The organism is Streptomyces sp. NPDC001796 (assembly GCF_042892355.1).
GTDB lineage: Bacteria > Actinomycetota > Actinomycetes > Streptomycetales > Streptomycetaceae > Streptomyces.
In genome coordinates, this window is record NZ_JBIAUC010000016.1 from 136,895 (window position 1) to 153,228 (window position 16,334).

14 protein-coding genes and 1 pseudogene are annotated in these 16,334 nt (G+C 70.5%); 12 read left to right on the plus strand and 3 right to left on the minus strand.

Annotated elements, in window-relative coordinates; translation table 11 throughout:
• Positions 1 to 97 precede the first annotated feature (97 nt).
• The 8 genes from ruvC to ACFYZE_RS27350 all read left to right on the plus strand — a co-directional run bounded on the left by ruvC (position 98) and on the right by ACFYZE_RS27350 (position 9,279).
• Positions 98 to 640: a crossover junction endodeoxyribonuclease RuvC gene (ruvC, locus tag ACFYZE_RS27315; RefSeq protein WP_388999315.1), complete on the plus strand. Its 543-nt coding sequence runs from the start codon at positions 98 to 100 to the stop codon at positions 638 to 640.
• Positions 637 to 1,242 (plus strand): Holliday junction branch migration protein RuvA, encoded by a 606-nt coding sequence (gene ruvA / locus ACFYZE_RS27320; RefSeq protein ID WP_388999318.1) that lies wholly within the window; start codon positions 637 to 639, stop codon positions 1,240 to 1,242. Before ruvC ends, ruvA begins: the two co-directional genes overlap by 4 nt.
• Positions 1,243 to 1,258: 16 nt before the next feature.
• Positions 1,259 to 2,329 (plus strand): Holliday junction branch migration DNA helicase RuvB, encoded by a 1,071-nt coding sequence (ruvB, locus tag ACFYZE_RS27325; RefSeq protein WP_388999321.1) that lies wholly within the window; start codon positions 1,259 to 1,261, stop codon positions 2,327 to 2,329.
• 165 nt (positions 2,330 to 2,494) lie between these two features.
• Entirely contained in the window at positions 2,495 to 2,977 is a 483-nt protein-coding gene (yajC, locus tag ACFYZE_RS27330; RefSeq protein ID WP_388999324.1) for a preprotein translocase subunit YajC, read from the plus strand.
• A 136-nt stretch (positions 2,978 to 3,113) separates the two neighbouring features.
• The gene (gene secD / locus ACFYZE_RS27335; protein ID WP_388999327.1) at positions 3,114 to 4,895 is read left to right on the plus strand and encodes a protein translocase subunit SecD; all 1,782 of its coding nucleotides are present in this window, start codon (positions 3,114 to 3,116) and stop codon (positions 4,893 to 4,895) included.
• Positions 4,896 to 4,898: 3 nt separating this feature from the next.
• Positions 4,899 to 6,011: a protein translocase subunit SecF gene (gene secF / locus ACFYZE_RS27340; protein WP_388999329.1), complete on the plus strand. Its 1,113-nt coding sequence runs from the start codon at positions 4,899 to 4,901 to the stop codon at positions 6,009 to 6,011.
• Positions 6,008 to 6,556, plus strand: coding sequence for an adenine phosphoribosyltransferase (locus ACFYZE_RS27345; RefSeq protein ID WP_366025415.1), 549 nt, complete (start codon positions 6,008 to 6,010; stop codon positions 6,554 to 6,556). The genes secF and ACFYZE_RS27345 overlap by 4 nt, the downstream gene beginning before the upstream one ends.
• A gap of 206 nt (positions 6,557 to 6,762) precedes the next feature.
• Positions 6,763 to 9,279, plus strand: a complete 2,517-nt coding sequence (locus ACFYZE_RS27350) for a RelA/SpoT family protein (protein ID WP_388999332.1) — start codon at positions 6,763 to 6,765, stop codon at positions 9,277 to 9,279.
• A gap of 69 nt (positions 9,280 to 9,348) precedes the next feature.
• Here the strand turns inward: ACFYZE_RS27350 and ACFYZE_RS27355 are convergent, their stop codons facing one another.
• Positions 9,349 to 10,578, minus strand: coding sequence for a DUF349 domain-containing protein (locus ACFYZE_RS27355; RefSeq protein WP_388999335.1), 1,230 nt, complete (start codon positions 10,576 to 10,578; stop codon positions 9,349 to 9,351).
• A gap of 135 nt (positions 10,579 to 10,713) precedes the next feature.
• Positions 10,714 to 11,553: a peptidylprolyl isomerase gene (locus ACFYZE_RS27360; RefSeq protein ID WP_388999338.1), complete on the minus strand. Its 840-nt coding sequence runs from the start codon at positions 11,551 to 11,553 to the stop codon at positions 10,714 to 10,716.
• 167 nt (positions 11,554 to 11,720) lie between these two features.
• On the opposite strand from ACFYZE_RS27360, the gene ACFYZE_RS27365 reads away from it, so the two are divergent.
• Both ACFYZE_RS27365 and hisS read left to right on the plus strand, forming a co-directional pair.
• On the plus strand, positions 11,721 to 12,428 hold the full coding sequence (locus ACFYZE_RS27365; RefSeq protein WP_388999341.1) for an MBL fold metallo-hydrolase: 708 nt from the start codon (positions 11,721 to 11,723) through the stop codon (positions 12,426 to 12,428).
• A gap of 13 nt (positions 12,429 to 12,441) precedes the next feature.
• A complete protein-coding gene (gene hisS, locus ACFYZE_RS27370) occupies positions 12,442 to 13,704 on the plus strand; it encodes a histidine--tRNA ligase (protein WP_388999344.1) in 1,263 nt (420 codons plus the stop codon).
• Positions 13,705 to 13,817: 113 nt separating this feature from the next.
• Here the strand turns inward: hisS and ACFYZE_RS27375 are convergent.
• Positions 13,818 to 14,040, minus strand: a pseudogene (locus tag ACFYZE_RS27375) (ABC transporter ATP-binding protein); the annotation flags it as partial.
• Between the two features lie 121 nt (positions 14,041 to 14,161).
• On the opposite strand from ACFYZE_RS27375, the gene ACFYZE_RS27380 reads away from it, so the two are divergent.
• Together ACFYZE_RS27380 and ACFYZE_RS27385 are read left to right on the plus strand one after the other, a co-directional pair.
• The gene (locus ACFYZE_RS27380; RefSeq protein WP_388999347.1) at positions 14,162 to 14,818 is read left to right on the plus strand and encodes a vitamin K epoxide reductase family protein; all 657 of its coding nucleotides are present in this window, start codon (positions 14,162 to 14,164) and stop codon (positions 14,816 to 14,818) included.
• A gap of 48 nt (positions 14,819 to 14,866) precedes the next feature.
• Positions 14,867 to 16,222, plus strand: a complete 1,356-nt coding sequence (locus tag ACFYZE_RS27385; protein ID WP_388999350.1) for a replication-associated recombination protein A — start codon at positions 14,867 to 14,869, stop codon at positions 16,220 to 16,222.
• The last annotated feature ends 112 nt before the right edge of the window (positions 16,223 to 16,334 follow it).

The following is a 16,334-nucleotide window of genomic DNA, read 5'->3' on the forward strand; positions in this document are numbered from 1 at the left end:
CCGACGGGACACTCCCGTCGGCCCGTCGCTTTGCGGGTCGTTGTCGGTGGCACCCGATAGCCTGCACAAACAGGCGAATGGACGGGAGGGGACAGGCGTGCGCGTGCTGGGGGTGGACCCGGGGCTGACGCGGTGCGGTGTCGGGGTGGTCGAGGGCGTGCCCGGGCGCACGCTCACCATGCTCGGCGTCGGCGTCGTCCGAACGCCCGTGGACGCCGATCTCGGCCACCGCCTCGTCGCCGTCGAGCAGGGCATCGAGCAGTGGCTGGACGAACACCGGCCCGAGTTCGTCGCCGTCGAGCGAGTCTTCAGCCAGCACAACGTGCGCACGGTGATGGGCACCGCCCAGGCCAGCGCCGTCGCCATGCTGTGCGCGGCCCGCCGCGGCATCCCCGTCGCCCTGCACACCCCGAGCGAGGTCAAGGCGGCCGTCACCGGCACCGGACGTGCCGACAAGGCGCAGGTCGGCGCGATGGTCACGCGGCTGCTCCGGCTGGACGCGCCACCCAAGCCCGCCGACGCCGCCGACGCCCTCGCCCTCGCCATCTGCCACATCTGGCGCGCCTCCGCGCAGAACCGGCTGCAGCAGGCCGTCGCCCTGCACGCATCGAAGCACGTCACGAAAGGCCGTACCGCATGATCGCCTTCGTCAGCGGCCCGGTCGCCGCCCTCGCCCCGGACTCCGCGGTCGTCGAGGTGGGCGGCATCGGCATCGCCGTCCAGTGCACGCCGAACACCCTCTCCGGGCTCCGGCTCGGCCGGCAGACGAAGCTCGCGACCTCCCTGGTCGTCCGGGAGGACTCGCTGACTCTGTACGGCTTCGCGGACGACGACGAGCGCCAGATCTTCGAGCTGCTGCAGACCGCGAGCGGTGTCGGCCCGCGCCTGGCCCAGTCCATGCTGGCCGTGCACTCCCCGGACGCGCTGCGGCGCGCCGTGGCGACCGGTGACGAGAAGGCGCTCACCGCCGTTCCCGGCATCGGCAAGAAGGGCGCCCAGAAGCTGCTCCTGGAGCTGAAGGACCGCCTGGGCGAGCCGGTCGGCGTCCCCGCGGCAGCCGCACCCGCCGCCTCCGGCTGGCGCGACCAGCTGCACGCCGCCCTGGTCGGCCTCGGGTACGCGACCCGGGAGGCCGAGGAGGCGGTCGCCGCGGTCGCCCCGCAGGCCGAGGCCACCGGGGGCACGCCCCAGGTGGGAGCCCTCCTCAAGGCGGCCCTGCAGACCCTGAACCGAGCCCGCTGAGCCAGGGAGTACGTGAGTGAACTGGGACGACACGACCGACACCCCCGCCCCCGAGCGGCTGGTGGGCTCTGTCGCCGACCGTGAGGACCAGGCCGTCGAAGCCGCCCTGCGCCCCAAGGACCTGGACGAGTTCATCGGCCAGGAGAAGGTCCGGGAGCAGCTCGACCTGGTGCTGCGCGCGGCCCGCGCGCGGGGCGCCACCGCCGACCACGTGCTCCTGTCCGGCGCCCCCGGCCTCGGCAAGACGACCCTGTCGATGATCATCGCGGCCGAGATGGGCGCCCCCATCCGCATCACCAGCGGTCCCGCCATCCAGCACGCCGGCGACCTGGCCGCGATCCTCTCCTCGCTGCAGGAGGGTGAGGTCCTCTTCCTCGACGAGATCCACCGCATGTCCAGGCCCGCGGAGGAGATGCTCTACATGGCGATGGAGGACTTCCGCGTCGACGTGATCGTCGGCAAGGGCCCCGGCGCCACCGCCATCCCGCTGGAACTGCCGCCGTTCACGCTGGTCGGCGCCACCACGCGCGCGGGCCTGCTCCCGCCCCCGCTGCGCGACCGCTTCGGCTTCACCGCGCACATGGAGTTCTACGAGCCCGCCGAGCTGGAGCGCGTCATCCACCGTTCGGCGAGCCTGCTCGACGTGGAGATCGACCCCCAGGGCGCCGCGGAGATCGCCGGACGCTCCCGTGGCACCCCCCGTATCGCCAACCGGCTGCTGCGCCGCGTTCGGGACTACGCCCAGGTCAAGGCCGACGGAGTGATCACCCGGGAGATCGCCGCGGCGGCGCTCGGCGTCTACGAGGTCGACGCCCGTGGCCTCGACCGCCTCGACCGCGCCGTCCTCGAGGCCCTGCTGAAGCTGTTCGGCGGCGGCCCCGTCGGCCTGTCCACGCTCGCCGTCGCCGTGGGCGAGGAGCGCGAAACCGTGGAGGAGGTCGCCGAGCCCTTCCTGGTCAGGGAGGGCCTGCTCGCCCGCACCCCGCGCGGACGGGTGGCGACACCGGCCGCGTGGGCGCACCTCGGGCTGACCGCGCCACGCGGAGCGACCGGGGGAAACGGACAACAGGACCTGTTCGGGGCGTGACGGCGAGGGACTCGCCCCACCAGGAACCCGAGTGCCATGCTGAGCGTTGTTCCTTGCGTGCGGACTCGCTTAGACTCCGCCGATGCCGCCTTCGCGGGCGGCGCCCATCACACCCCCATCCACCAGGCCGCCGATCGAGCGGTCGTGCGAAGGAAATTCCGTCCCGTGAATATCGTGACCCTCCTCCCGTTCATCGTGCTCATCGGGGCCATGTTCCTGATGACCCGCTCGGCCAAGCGCAAGCAGCAGCAGGCCGCGCAAATGCGCAACGACATGCAGCCCGGCAGCGGCGTCCGCACGATCGGGGGCATGTACGCGACGGTCAAGGAGGTCAACGACGACACGGTCCTCCTTGACGCGGGCCCGGGCGTGGAGCTGCTCTTCGCGAAGAACGCGATCGGCGCCGTCCTGACCGACGACGAGTACAACCGCATCGTCCACGGCATCGAGCACGACCTGAAGGCCGACGGCGCCGTCGTGCCGGACGACGCCTCCTCCCTCACCGAGACCGACGAGCCCGCCACCGCCTCTTCGGGCCCTTCCGACGACAAGGTCGACCTCGGCAAGAAGGACGCGGACGCCGCGAGCGACGCGAAGGCCGACGAAGCAGAGCCGAAGAAGACCGACGGCGACTCCGACGCGAAGTGACCGCACCCCGAGCCAGGGCGCGCGATCGGCGCGTCCCGGGCCGGGCTGTGCGGTTTTCGTGTGGAATCCCGACACAATGGCATGGCCGCCCGTGCGCTGACCCCGCGCGCGGCGGCTCGAGAGGGAGTACGAGAAGGTGGCAGCACCGAAGAAGGGCCGGAGCGCGAGCGCCCAGAGCAAGCCAGGGCGCTCGCTGGCCCTCATCCTGATCGCCATCGCGGCGCTCACCGGGGGAATGTTCGCCTCCGGACACACCACTCCGCGTCTCGGCATCGACCTCGCCGGCGGCACCAGCATCACGCTGACGGCGGTCAACGAGCCCGGTCAGCCCAACGCGATCAACAAGACCAACATGGACACCGCGGTCGAGATCATGAACCGACGGGTCAACGGTCTGGGCGTGTCCGAAGCGGAGGTCCAGACCCAGGGCGACCGCAACATCATCGTCAACATTCCCCGGGGCACGAACTCCAAGGAGGCCCGGGAACAGGTCGGCACCACCGCCAAGCTGTACTTCCGTCCGGTCCTGCAGCGCGACGCCTCCGGCAGCGGCGCCTCGGCGAGCCCCAGCCCCAGCTCCAGCGCGGGCGGCAGCGCCTCGCCCAGCCCGTCGAGCTCGGCGAGCAAGAGCAAGGCGACGTCCGGCTCCGCGAGCCCGTCGGCCTCCGCCACCTCGCAGGGCCGCCCCGTCACCGACGCGCTGAAGGCGACCTCCACGCCGTCCGCGGCCGGCTCCGCGTCCGCCGGCGCCTCCACCAAGCCCTCCGCGAGCGCCTCGCCGTCCTCGAGCGCCGGCTCCGCCTCCGGTGACGCGGCGAAGCTCCAGGCCCAGTACGCCGCCCTCGACTGCACCAAGCCCGAGCAGCGCGCCACGGCCGGCAAGGGCGCCCAGAAGGGCGAGCCCACCGTCGCCTGCGGCAAGGACGGCAACGTGTGGAACAAGTTCCTGCTCGGCCCGGTCGCGGTCGACGGCACGGAGATCAAGAAGGCCCAGGCCGTCTACGACACGCAGGGCGCCGCCGGCTGGCAGGTCCAGATGACCTTCAACTCCAGCGGTGCGAAGAAGTTCGCCGACATCACCGGGCAGCTCTCGAAGAAGACGACCCCGCAGAACGAGTTCGCGATCGTCCTGGACGACGAGGTCGTCTCCCACCCGTACGTCCAGACGGCCATCACCGGCGGCAACGCGGAGATCTCCGGCAGCTTCACCCAGGAGGACGCCCAGAGCCTGTCCAACATGCTGTCGTACGGTGCTCTCCCGCTCTCCTTCAAGGAGTCGAGCGTCACCACGGTGACCGCCGCGCTCGGCGGTGAGCAGCTGCACGCCGGTCTGATCGCGGGCGCCATCGGCCTGGCCCTGGTCGTGATCTACCTGGTCGTCTACTACCGCGGCCTCGCGGCCATCGCCGTCGCGTCCCTGGTGGTCTCCGCGATCCTCACCTACGTGATCATGGCGCTGCTCGGCCCGACCATCGGCTTCGCGCTGAACCTGCCCGCCGTGTGCGGTGCCATCGTCGCGATCGGCATCACCGCGGACTCGTTCATCGTGTACTTCGAACGCGTCCGGGACGAGATCCGCGAGGGCCGCTCCCTGCGCCCCGCCGTCGAACGCGGCTGGCCGCGCGCCCGGCGCACCATCCTGGTCTCCGACTTCGTGTCCTTCCTCGCCGCCGCGGTGCTCTTCATCGTCACCGTCGGCAAGGTCCAGGGCTTCGCGTTCACGCTCGGCCTGACGACCCTGCTCGACGTCGTGGTGGTGTTCCTGTTCACCAAGCCGCTGCTGACGATCCTGGCCCGCCGGCAGTTCTTCGCGAGCGGCCACAGCTGGTCCGGCCTCGACCCCAAGCGCCTGGGCGCCAAGCCGCCCCTGCGGCGCACCCGTCGTCCCTCCGCCCCCGTCGACCCGAAGGAGGCGTGAGAGATGTCGAAGCTCGGCAACCTCGGCGCCCGGCTCCACCGAGGCGAGGTCGGTTACGACTTCGTCGGCAAGCGCAAGATCTGGTACGGCGTCTCGATCCTGATCACCATCACGGCCATCGTCGGCCTGGTGGTGCGCGGCCTGAACATGGGCATCGAGTTCCAGGGCGGAGCCGTCTTCACCACGCCGAAGACGAGCGCCTCGGTGGCCCAGGCCGAGACCTACGGCCGGGAGGCCTCCGGCCACACCGCCGTCGTGCAGAAGCTCGGCACGGGCGGCCTGCGCATCCAGATCGCCGGGATCGACACCGGCAAGTCCGACCAGATCAAGGATGAGCTGGCCAAGGACCTGAACGTCCCCTCGGAGCAGATCAACGCCGACCTGGTCGGCCCCAGCTGGGGCGAGCAGATCGCCAACAAGGCCTGGGAGGGCCTGGCGATCTTCATGGTGCTGGTCGTGATCTATCTGGCGATCGCCTTCGAGTGGCGCATGGCCGTGGCGGCCCTCGTCGCGCTGATCCACGACATCACGATCACCACCGGCATCTACGCCCTCGTCGGCTTCGAGGTCACGCCCGGCACCGTGATCGGTCTGCTCACGATCCTCGGTTACTCGCTCTACGACACGGTCGTCGTCTTCGACAGCCTCAAGGAGCAGACGAAGGACATCACCAAGCAGACCCGCTGGACCTTCAGCGACGTCGCCAACCGATCGATCAACAGCACCCTGGTCCGCTCCATCAACACCACCGTGGTCGCGCTGCTGCCGGTGGCGGGCCTGCTGTTCATCGGTGGCGGCTTCCTCGGCGCCGGCATGCTCAACGACATCTCGCTGTCGCTGTTCGTCGGCCTCGCGGCCGGTGCGTACTCCTCGATCTTCATCGCCACTCCGCTCGTCGCCGACCTCAAGGAGCGCGAGCCGCAGATGAAGGCCCTCAAGCGGCGCGTGCTGGCCAAGCGGGCGCAGGCCGCAGAGGCCGAGCCCGCCGGGGTGCCGGCGGAGGACGGATCCGGCGCGGAGGAGCCGGAGGACGCCGCACCGGCGGTCGTCGGCCAGCGCAGCCAGCCCGCGTCCCGCAACCGCGGTCGCGGCCGACCCTCCGGAAAGCGCCGATGACCGAGACGACCGACATACAGGCACTGCTGCTCAGCCGTATCCGGGACGTCCCGGACCACCCGGAGCCGGGGGTGATGTTCAAGGACATCACCCCGCTGCTCGCGGACCCGGCGGCCTTCACCGCGCTCACCGACGCGCTGGCGGAGCTGACCGTACGGCACGGCGCGACGAAGATCGTCGGCCTGGAGGCACGCGGATTCATCCTCGGCGCCCCGGTCGCCGTCCGCGCGGGCATCGGCTTCGTCCCCGTACGCAAGGCGGGCAAGCTGCCCGGAGCCACCCTGCGGCAGGCGTACGACCTGGAGTACGGCTCCGCGGAGATCGAGGTGCACGCCGAGGACCTGTCGGCGTCCGACCGTGTGATGGTCGTCGACGACGTCCTCGCCACCGGCGGCACCGCCGAGGCCTCACTGCAGCTCATCCGCCGGGCGGGCGCCGAGGTCGCGGGCGTCTCGGTCCTCATGGAACTGGGCTTCCTCGGCGGCCGAGCCCGACTGGAACCGGCCCTGGCCGGTGCCCCGCTGGAGGCACTGCTCCAGGTCTGATTTTCCGCGCCGTACACCCCTGCTCAAGGCCCCGTGGGGCCGCAGGACACCGTGAGGCGGGCTCCGGAGGAATCCGGGGCCCGCCTCACGCGTTCCTCTGACAGCAGACCGTCCCACGGCCTGGGGGCGAGCCCGGAGCCCGGGATCGCTACCATGGGTGCTCCGGAGCCTGACCGGGGGACCCGGATCGCGCACGAGGAGCCCTCTTGCCAGACGAGGCCCAGCCACTGACCGCCGCCAAGCCCGACCCCGCGTCGAAGGCCGCGACCACCCCCGCGCGCAGCGCGAAGAACGCCCCGCACGGGACGGTGGAGCACGCCCAGTCCGCGCCCGCGGACCAGGCGGCCGAGCAGCCGCGCCCCAAGCCGGCCCCTCCCGAGCGCACTCCGGCCGTGCGCGCGACGCCGGCCCCGCCCGCCCGCACCGGCTCCTCCAACCGCGTCCGCGCCCGCCTCGCCCGGCTCGGAGTGCAGCGTGCCAACCCGTACAACCCCGTCCTGGAGCCGCTGCTGCGGATAGTGCGCAGCAACGACCCGAAGATCGAGAACTCCACGCTGCGCCAGATCGAGCGCGCCTACCAGGTCGCCGAGCGCTGGCACCGCGGCCAGAAGCGCAAGAGCGGCGACCCGTACATCACGCACCCCCTCGCCGTCACCACCATCCTCGCCGAGCTCGGCATGGACCCGGCCACCCTGATGGCGGGCCTGCTGCACGACACGGTGGAGGACACCGAGTACGGCCTGGACCAGCTGCGCCGCGACTTCGGCGACACCGTCGCCCTTCTCGTCGACGGCGTCACCAAGCTGGACAAGGTGAAGTTCGGCGAGGCCGCGCAGGCCGAGACCGTGCGCAAGATGGTCGTCGCCATGGCCAAGGACCCGCGCGTCCTGGTCATCAAACTCGCCGACCGGCTGCACAACATGCGCACCATGCGCTACCTCAAGCGCGAGAAGCAGGAGAAGAAGGCGCGCGAGACCCTGGAGATCTACGCGCCGCTCGCCCACCGCCTGGGCATGAACACCATCAAGTGGGAGCTGGAGGACCTGGCGTTCGCGATCCTCTACCCCAAGATGTACGACGAGATCGTGCGCCTGGTCGCCGAGCGTGCCCCCAAGCGCGACGAATACCTCGCGATCGTCACCGACGAGGTCCAGGCCGACCTGCGCGCCGCCCGTATCAAGGCGACCGTCACCGGCCGCCCCAAGCACTACTACAGCGTCTACCAGAAGATGATCGTCCGCGGCCGTGACTTCGCGGAGATCTACGACCTGGTGGGCATCCGCGTCCTCGTCGACACGGTCCGCGACTGCTACGCGGCACTGGGCACGGTCCACGCCCGCTGGAACCCGGTTCCGGGGCGGTTCAAGGACTACATCGCGATGCCCAAGTTCAACATGTACCAGTCGCTGCACACGACGGTCATCGGGCCCAACGGCAAGCCGGTCGAACTCCAGATCCGCACGTTCGACATGCACCGCCGCGCCGAGTACGGCATCGCCGCGCACTGGAAGTACAAGCAGGAGGCCGTCGCCGGCGCCTCCAAGGTGCGGACGGACACACCGCGTTCGGGCGCCAAGGACAAGGACGCCATCAACGACATGGCGTGGCTCCGGCAGTTGCTGGACTGGCAGAAGGAGACCGAGGACCCCAGCGAGTTCCTCGAGTCCCTGCGCTTCGACCTGTCCCGCAACGAGGTCTTCGTCTTCACCCCGAAGGGCGACGTGATAGCGCTGCCGGCCGGAGCCACCCCGGTCGACTTCGCCTACGCCGTCCACACCGAGGTCGGCCACCGGACGATAGGAGCCCGGGTCAACGGACGGCTGGTGCCACTGGAATCCACCCTGGACAACGGCGACTTGGTGGAGGTCTTCACCTCCAAGGCACCCGGCGCGGGCCCCTCCCGCGACTGGCTCGGCTTCGTGAAGTCGCCGCGTGCCCGCAACAAGATCCGGGCGTGGTTCTCCAAGGAGCGGCGCGACGAGGCGATCGAGCAGGGCAAGGAGGCGATCGCGCGGGCGATGCGCAAGCAGAACCTGCCGATCCAGCGCATCCTCACCGGCGACTCGCTGGTCACCCTCGCTCATGAGATGCGCTACCCGGACATCTCGTCGCTGTACGCGGCGATCGGTGAGGGCCATGTCGCGGCCCAGAACGTCGTGCAGAAGCTGGTGCAGGCGCTCGGCGGCGAGGAGGCGGCCACCGAGGAGATCGACGAGGCCGTTCCGCCGTCGCGGGGCCGTGGCCGCAAGCGGCGCGCCAGCAGCGATCCGGGTGTGGTCGTCAAGGGCGTCGAGGACGTCTGGGTCAAACTGGCCCGTTGCTGTACGCCCGTCCCCGGCGACCCGATCATCGGTTTCGTCACACGTGGTAATGGCGTATCGGTTCACCGCAGCGACTGCGTCAACGTGGAGTCGTTGTCGCGGGAGCCGGAGCGCATCCTCGACGTGGAGTGGGCGCCCACCCAGTCCTCCGTCTTCCTGGTCGCCATCCAGGTGGAGGCGCTGGACCGCTCGCGGCTGCTCTCGGACGTCACCCGGGTCCTGTCCGACCAGCACGTGAACATCCTCTCGGCGGCCGTCCAGACGTCCCGCGACCGCGTCGCCACCTCCCGCTTCACCTTCGAGATGGGCGACCCGAAGCACCTGGGCCACGTCCTGAAGGCGGTACGGGGCGTGGAGGGCGTCTACGACGTCTACCGCGTCACCTCGGCCCGCCGACCGTAGCCGGACGCCACCACGGCACACGAAAGGGGCTCCCGTACCGAGGTACGGGAGCCCCTTTTCAGTCGGCTGTCAGCCGCCGAACTCCTGCAGGCCCTTCAGGGCCTGGTCCAGGAGCGCCTGGCGGCCCTCCAGCTCCTTCTCCAGCTTCTCGGCCTTCGCGGTGTTGCCCGCCGACCGGGCCTGCTCGATCTGCGTCCGCAGCTTGTCCACGGCCGCCTGCAACTGACCGGTCAGGCCCTCCGCACGCGCCCGCGCCTCCGGGTTCGTACGCCGCCACTCGGCCTCCTCGGCCTCCTGGATGGCCCGGTCGACCGCGTGCATCCGGCCCTCGACCCGCCCCCGCGCGTCCCGCGGCACATGCCCGATGGCCTCCCAGCGCTCGTTGATCGAGCGGAAGGCGGCCCGCGCGGCCTTCAGGTCGGTGATCGGCAGCAGCTTCTCCGCCTCCTCGGCCAGCTCCTCCTTCAGCTTGAGGTTCTCGGCCTGCTCGGCGTCCCGCTCCGCGAAGACGGAGCTGCGCGCGGCGAAGAACACGTCCTGCGCACCGCGGAACCGGTTCCACAGGTCGTCCTCGTGCTCCCGCTGCGCACGGCCCGCGGCCTTCCACTCGGCCATCAGCTCGCGGTAGCGCGCCGCCGTCGGCCCCCAGTCCGTCGAACCCGACAGCGCCTCGGCCTCGGCGACCAGCCTCTCCTTGGTCTTGCGGGCCTCCTCGCGCTGCGCGTCCAGCTGCGCGAAGTGCGCCTTGCGACGCTTGGAGAACGCCGACCGCGCGTGCGAGAAGCGGTGCCACAGCTCGTCGTCCGACTTCCGGTCGAGCCGCGGCAGCCCCTTCCAGGTGTCCACCAGTGACCGCAGCCGCTCACCGGCCGCCCGCCACTGGTCGGACTGCGCCAACTGCTCAGCCTCCGCGACCAGCGCCTCCTTGGCGTGGCGGGCTTCGTCGGACTGCCGGGCCCGCTGTGCCTTGCGCTCCTCACGGCGCGCCTCGACGATCTCCACGAGCTTGTCCAGGCGGGCGCGCAGTGCTTCCAGGTCACCGACCGCGTGATGGGCGTCCACCTGCTCGCGCAGGTGGTCGATGGCGGCCATGGCGTCCTTCGTCGACAGATCGGTGGTCTGCACTCGCTTCTCGAGGAGGCCGATCTCGACCACCAGGCCCTCGTACTTGCGCTCGAAGTAGGCCAGCGCCTCCTCCGGGGAGCCGGCCTGCCAGGAACCGACGACCTTCTCGCCATCGGCCGTCCGCACGTACACGGTCCCCGTCTCGTCGACGCGGCCCCACGGGTCGCTGCTCACAGCGCCTCCTCCACATGATGCCTGCGAGGAGCCTCAGCGCCCCCGGGCATCGTCCACAGTTTCGTCACGGCCAACATAGGCGACCGGCGGGGCGGCTGTCCGCATCCCGCGCGACCGAAATTCAGCTGTTGACGTTCAGGATTTCGTCACCGTCGCCTTGTTGACCACGACCGTCGCGTTCGGCGTTCCGTCGCCCGCGCCGGTGCTCTCGCCTGCGGCTGCGATTTTCTTCAGCACCTTCATGCCGGCGGCGTCGATGGTGCCGAACGGTGTGTAGTTGGGCGGCAACTGACTGTCCTGGTAGACGAGGAAGAACTGGCTGCCGCCGGTGTTCCGGCCCTGGTTGGTCGAGGCGTTGTACTGGTTGGCCATGGCCACGGTGCCCGCCGGATACACGTTGCCCTTCAGGCTTTTGTCCTTCAGGTTCTCGTCCGGGATCGTGTAGCCGGGACCGCCGGTGCCGTTGCCCTTCGGGTCGCCGCACTGCAGCACGTAGATGCCGTTGGTGGTGAGCCGGTGGCACTTGGTGTGGTCGAAGAAGCCCTGCGCGGCGAGGAAGTTGAACGAGTTCACCGTGTGCGGGGCCGCGGCCGTCTTCATCGCGATGCCGATGTCACCGCACGTGGTCGCCAGCTTCATCGTGTACTTCGCCGACGTGTCGATGGTCATCGCCGGCTCCTTCTTCCAGCTCAGCGACTTGACCGCGCCCGGGGCGGGCTTCGCGCAGGGGTCCGGCGCCTTGCTGGTCGGGGTGGCGCTCGGGGACACCTCGGAGCCCGCGTTGGCCTTCTTGTCGGCGCTCTTGAAGACCCCGGCCGTGTACGACACCACGCTGCCCACCAGCAACACGCCGAGGACCGACGCGATCACGGAATTGCGCATCCGCGCCTTGCGTCGCGCCTCCGTACGCCGCTGCTGCTGCCGCAAGAACTTCTCCCGGGCGAGCTGTCGCCGCCGCTGTTCCTGGCTGACCACGGGGTTTTCTCCTCATGCGTCTCGTCCGCCGACCGGTACGCGTGCGTCTGGTGTGCCGACTGCATGCGTGTGCCCCGTACCGTATATGGGTTCGCTGAGGAATCGGCAGCGCCGGTAGGCTCTGACCCACAGCCAGTGACGCCCGTACGACACAACGAAGGACGATCGTGCTGATTGCCGGGTTCCCCGCCGGGGCCTGGGGGACCAACTGTTACCTGGTCGCCCCCGCCGCGGGTGAGGAGTGCGTGATCATCGACCCCGGCCACCAGGCCGCCCGGGGCGTCGAGGACGCGCTCGCGAAGCATCGGCTCAAGCCCGTCGCGGTCGTCCTCACCCACGGCCACATCGATCACGTGGCCTCGGTCGTCCCGGTGTGCGGCGCGCACGACGTACCGGCGTGGATCCACCCCGAGGACCGGTACATGATGAGCGACCCGGAGAAGGCCCTCGGGCGTTCCATCGGTATGCCGCTGATGGGCGAGCTGACCGTGGGGGAGCCGGACGACGTCAAGGAACTGACCGACGGCACGACCCTGCGGCTGGCCGGTCTGGAGCTGTCCGTCGCGCACGCGCCCGGCCATACCAAGGGGTCGGTGACCTTCGGCCTGCCCGAGGCGGCGGACATCCCGCCGATCCTCTTCTCGGGCGACCTGCTGTTCGCCGGCTCCATCGGACGCACCGACCTGCCCGGCGGTGACATGGCCGAGATGCTCGACTCGCTGGCCCGCGTGTGCCTGCCGCTCGACGACTCGACCGTGGTGCTGTCCGGCCACGGCCCCCAGACGACCATCGGCCGGGAGCGCTCCACCAACCCGTATCTGCGGGAGGTGGCCGCCGGCCAGGGAGCCCAGGAGGCTCCCCGACGAGGAATGTGACGAGAGACCTTCCGTGAGCACCTTCAAGGCCCCCAAGGGCACGTACGACCTGATCCCGCCGGACTCCGCCAAGTACCTGGCCGTCCGCGAGGCGATCGCGGCGCCGCTGCGCAACTCCGGCTACGGCTACATCGAGACGCCGGGCTTCGAGAACGTGGAACTGTTCGCGCGCGGCGTGGGCGAGTCCACGGACATCGTGACGAAGGAGATGTACGCCTTCGAGACGAAGGGCGGCGACAAGCTGGCCCTGCGCCCCGAGGGCACGGCGTCCGTGCTGCGCGCCGCCCTCGAGGCCAACCTGCACAAGGCGGGCAACCTGCCGGTCAAGCTCTGGTACTCGGGCTCGTACTACCGCTACGAGCGCCCGCAGAAGGGCCGCTACCGCCACTTCTCGCAGGTGGGCGCGGAGGCGATCGGCGCCGAGGACCCGGCCCTCGACGCCGAACTGATCATCCTGGCGGACCAGGCGTACCGCTCCCTGGGCCTGAGGGACTTCCGCATCCTGCTCAACTCGCTGGGCGACAAGGAGTGCCGCCCGGTGTACCGCTCCGCGCTCCAGGACTTCCTGCGCGGCCTGGACCTGGACGAGGACACGCGCCGCCGCATCGACATCAACCCGCTGCGGGTGCTGGACGACAAGCGGGAGTCCGTCCAGAAGCAGCTGGACGGCGCGCCGCTGCTGCGTGACTACCTGTGTGACGCGTGCAAGGCGTACCACGAGGAGGTCCGCGAGCTGATCACCGCGGCGGGCGTGGCCTTCGAGGACGACCCCAAGCTGGTGCGCGGTCTGGACTACTACACGCGGACGACGTTCGAGTTCGTGCACGACGGCCTGGGCTCCCAGTCCGCGGTGGGCGGCGGCGGCCGCTACGACGGCCTGTCCGAGATGATCGGCGGCCCCGCGCTGCCGTCGGTGGGCTGGGCGCTGGGCGTCGACCGTACGGTGCTGGCGCTGGAGGCGGAGGGGATCGAGCTGCAACTCCCGGCCAGCACCAGCGTGTTCGCGGTCCCGCTGGGCGAGGAGGCCCGCCGGGTGCTGTTCGCCAAGGTCACGGAGTTGCGCAAGCTCGGTGTCGCGGCGGACTTCGCGTACGGCGGCAAGGGGCTGAAGGGCGCGATGAAGAACGCCAACCGCAGCGGCGCCCGCTACACGATCGTGGCCGGCGAGCGCGACCTCGCGGAGGGCGTGGTCCAGCTGAAGGACATGGAGACCGGGGACCAGGTCGCGGTCGCGGTCAACGAGATCGTGGCGGAACTGGAGTCCCGCCTCGGCTGACCCTTCCGGGGGCGGAGACCGTGGGCTCTCCGCCCCCGCCGCCCATACCCTTCCCCCGGCCCCGGGGCTGCGCCCCCGGACCCCCGCCGTCGGCCTGACGGCCTCGTCCAAATCGGTCGCGGGCAGTAGCGCGCGAAGGGCCGTCCTGTCGCTCGGACCGTCAACTCGGTGGGCGCCGATTCGTCCTGCCGGACGATTCCCGCTTTCGAGCGCCACCCGCGCGTGCCGCTCGCCCGCTCCGCCCCGAGGACGTACACCTCGCCCCCGTCCCCGGTTGCCCTGGAGGATCTCCGCGGTGGCGGTCACGCCCGCGCCGTCGGGCCCGGGCAGGCCGAATCGAACGCTCCGGGACGACCGCGCGTACTTCCTTATGTCCAACGAACGGTGGACACACACGCGCGTGCGGCACAATGACCCCAACCCGCAGGTCCACCTCTCGAGCATCGGAAGCGGCGTGATGAGCAAGACGACAGTCAAGGACGTCTCCACCGGATCCACCGAGCCGGCGAGTACGCACACGCCCGGCACAGTGGGCGGCAGCCGCGCGTTCGGCCTGCTGCTGGTGATCACGGGTGCGGCCGGTCTGCTCGCCGCGTGGGTCATCACGATCGACAAGTTCAAGATCCTCGAAGGCAAGGTGAGCGGCAAGACGTTCACCCCCAGCTGCAGCATCAACCCGATCGTGTCCTGCGGCAGCGTGATGGAGAGCAAGCAGGCCGCCGCCTTCGGCTTCCCCAACCCGATGCTCGGCCTCGTGTGCTACGGCATCGTCGTCTGCGTCGGCATGAGCCTGCTCGCCCGCGCCCGCTTCCCCCGCTGGTACTGGCTGACCTTCAACTTCGGCACGCTGTTCGGCGTGGGCTTCGTCACCTGGCTGCAGTTCGAGTCGCTGTACCGGATCAACGCGCTGTGCCTGTGGTGCTCGCTGGCCTGGGTCGCCACGATCACCATGTTCTGGTACGTCACCTCCTTCAACGTCCGCAACGACTTCCTGCCCGCCCCGCGCCCGGTGAAGAACTTCCTCGGCGAGTTCACCTGGGTGCTGCCGGTCACGCACTGCGGCGTCATCGCCATGCTGATCCTGACCCGGTGGGGCAGCCAGCTCTGGGCCTGAGCCCCCGTCCCCGGGGCGTTGTCAGTGCCGTGACTTAGGGTTTCCCTCGTGGAGCCCGACCTGTTCACCGCCGCCGCAGAAGAACGCCAGGAGAAGGACCCGAGCACCAGTCCCCTGGCCGTCCGCATGCGCCCGCGCACCCTCGACGAGGTGGTGGGCCAGCAGCACCTGCTCAAGCCGGGGTCCCCGCTGCGCAGACTGGTCGGCGAGGGCGGCGGCGGCCCCGCCGGGCCCTCGTCGGTGATCCTCTGGGGCCCGCCCGGCACCGGCAAGACGACACTGGCGTACGTCGTCTCCAAGGCCACCAACAAGCGGTTCGTGGAGCTGTCGGCGATCACCGCGGGCGTGAAGGAGGTCCGCGCGGTCATCGACGGGGCCCGCCGCGCGAGCGGAGGCTACGGCAAGGAGACCGTCCTGTTCCTGGACGAGATCCACCGCTTCAGCAAGGCCCAGCAGGACTCCCTGCTCCCCGCCGTCGAGAACCGCTGGGTGACCCTGATCGCGGCGACCACCGAGAACCCGTACTTCTCGGTGATCTCCCCGCTGCTGTCCCGCTCGCTCCTGCTCACCCTCGAACCGCTCACGGACGACGACGTCCGCGGCCTCATCCGCCGAGCCCTGACCGACGAGCGCGGCCTCGAGAGCGCCGTCACACTCCCCGAGGACGCGGAGGACCACCTGCTGCGGATCGCCGGCGGCGACGCCCGGCGCGCCCTGACCGCCCTGGAGGCCGCCGCCGGAGCCGCACTGGACAAGGGCGAGACGGAGATCGGTCTCACGACGCTGGAGGAGACCGTCGACCGGGCCGCCGTCAAGTACGACCGCGACGGCGACCAGCACTACGACGTGGCCAGCGCCCTCATCAAGTCCATCCGCGGCTCCGACGTCGACGCGGCCCTGCACTACCTGGCCCGGATGATCGAGGCCGGTGAGGACCCCCGCTTCATCGCCCGCCGCCTGATGATCTCCGCAAGCGAGGACATCGGCCTCGCCGATCCGAACGCGCTGCCGATCGCCGTCGCCGCCGCCCAGGCCGTCGCCATGATCGGCTTCCCGGAGGCCGCGCTCACCCTCAGCCACGCCACCATCGCCCTCGCCCTGGCCCCGAAGTCCAACGCTGCGACCATGGCGATAGGCGCGGCCCTGGAGGACGTCCGCAAGGGGCTGGCCGGACCCGTGCCCCCGCATCTGCGCGACGGCCACTACAAGGGCGCGGCCAAGCTCGGCCACGCCCAGGGGTACGTCTACCCGCACGACCTGCCGGAGGGCATCGCCGCCCAGCAGTACGCCCCGGACGCCCTCAAGGACCGCGAGTACTACACCCCGACCCGGCACGGCACCGAGGCGCGGTACGCGGACGCCGTGGAGTGGACCCGCAAGCACCTCGGTCGCAGGCAGTCCTAGCGGGCCTGTAGAATTGGTCGAAGCGCTGCGTCCCGTGTTCGGCACCTCACTAGGGTCCGGCACCACCAGAGCGGGACATCCAGCCGGAGCCCCACCGCCGTACGGCACGGGG

Coding starts and splice junctions, on each gene's coding strand:
- ACFYZE_RS27380 (WP_388999347.1), top strand. CDS start 14,162: ATGAGCAAGACGACAGTCAAGGACGTCTCCACCGGATCCACCGAGCCG.
- ruvA (WP_388999318.1), top strand. CDS start 637: ATGATCGCCTTCGTCAGCGGCCCGGTCGCCGCCCTCGCCCCGGACTCC.
- secF (WP_388999329.1), top strand. CDS start 4,899: ATGTCGAAGCTCGGCAACCTCGGCGCCCGGCTCCACCGAGGCGAGGTC.
- ACFYZE_RS27345 (WP_366025415.1), top strand. CDS start 6,008: ATGACCGAGACGACCGACATACAGGCACTGCTGCTCAGCCGTATCCGG.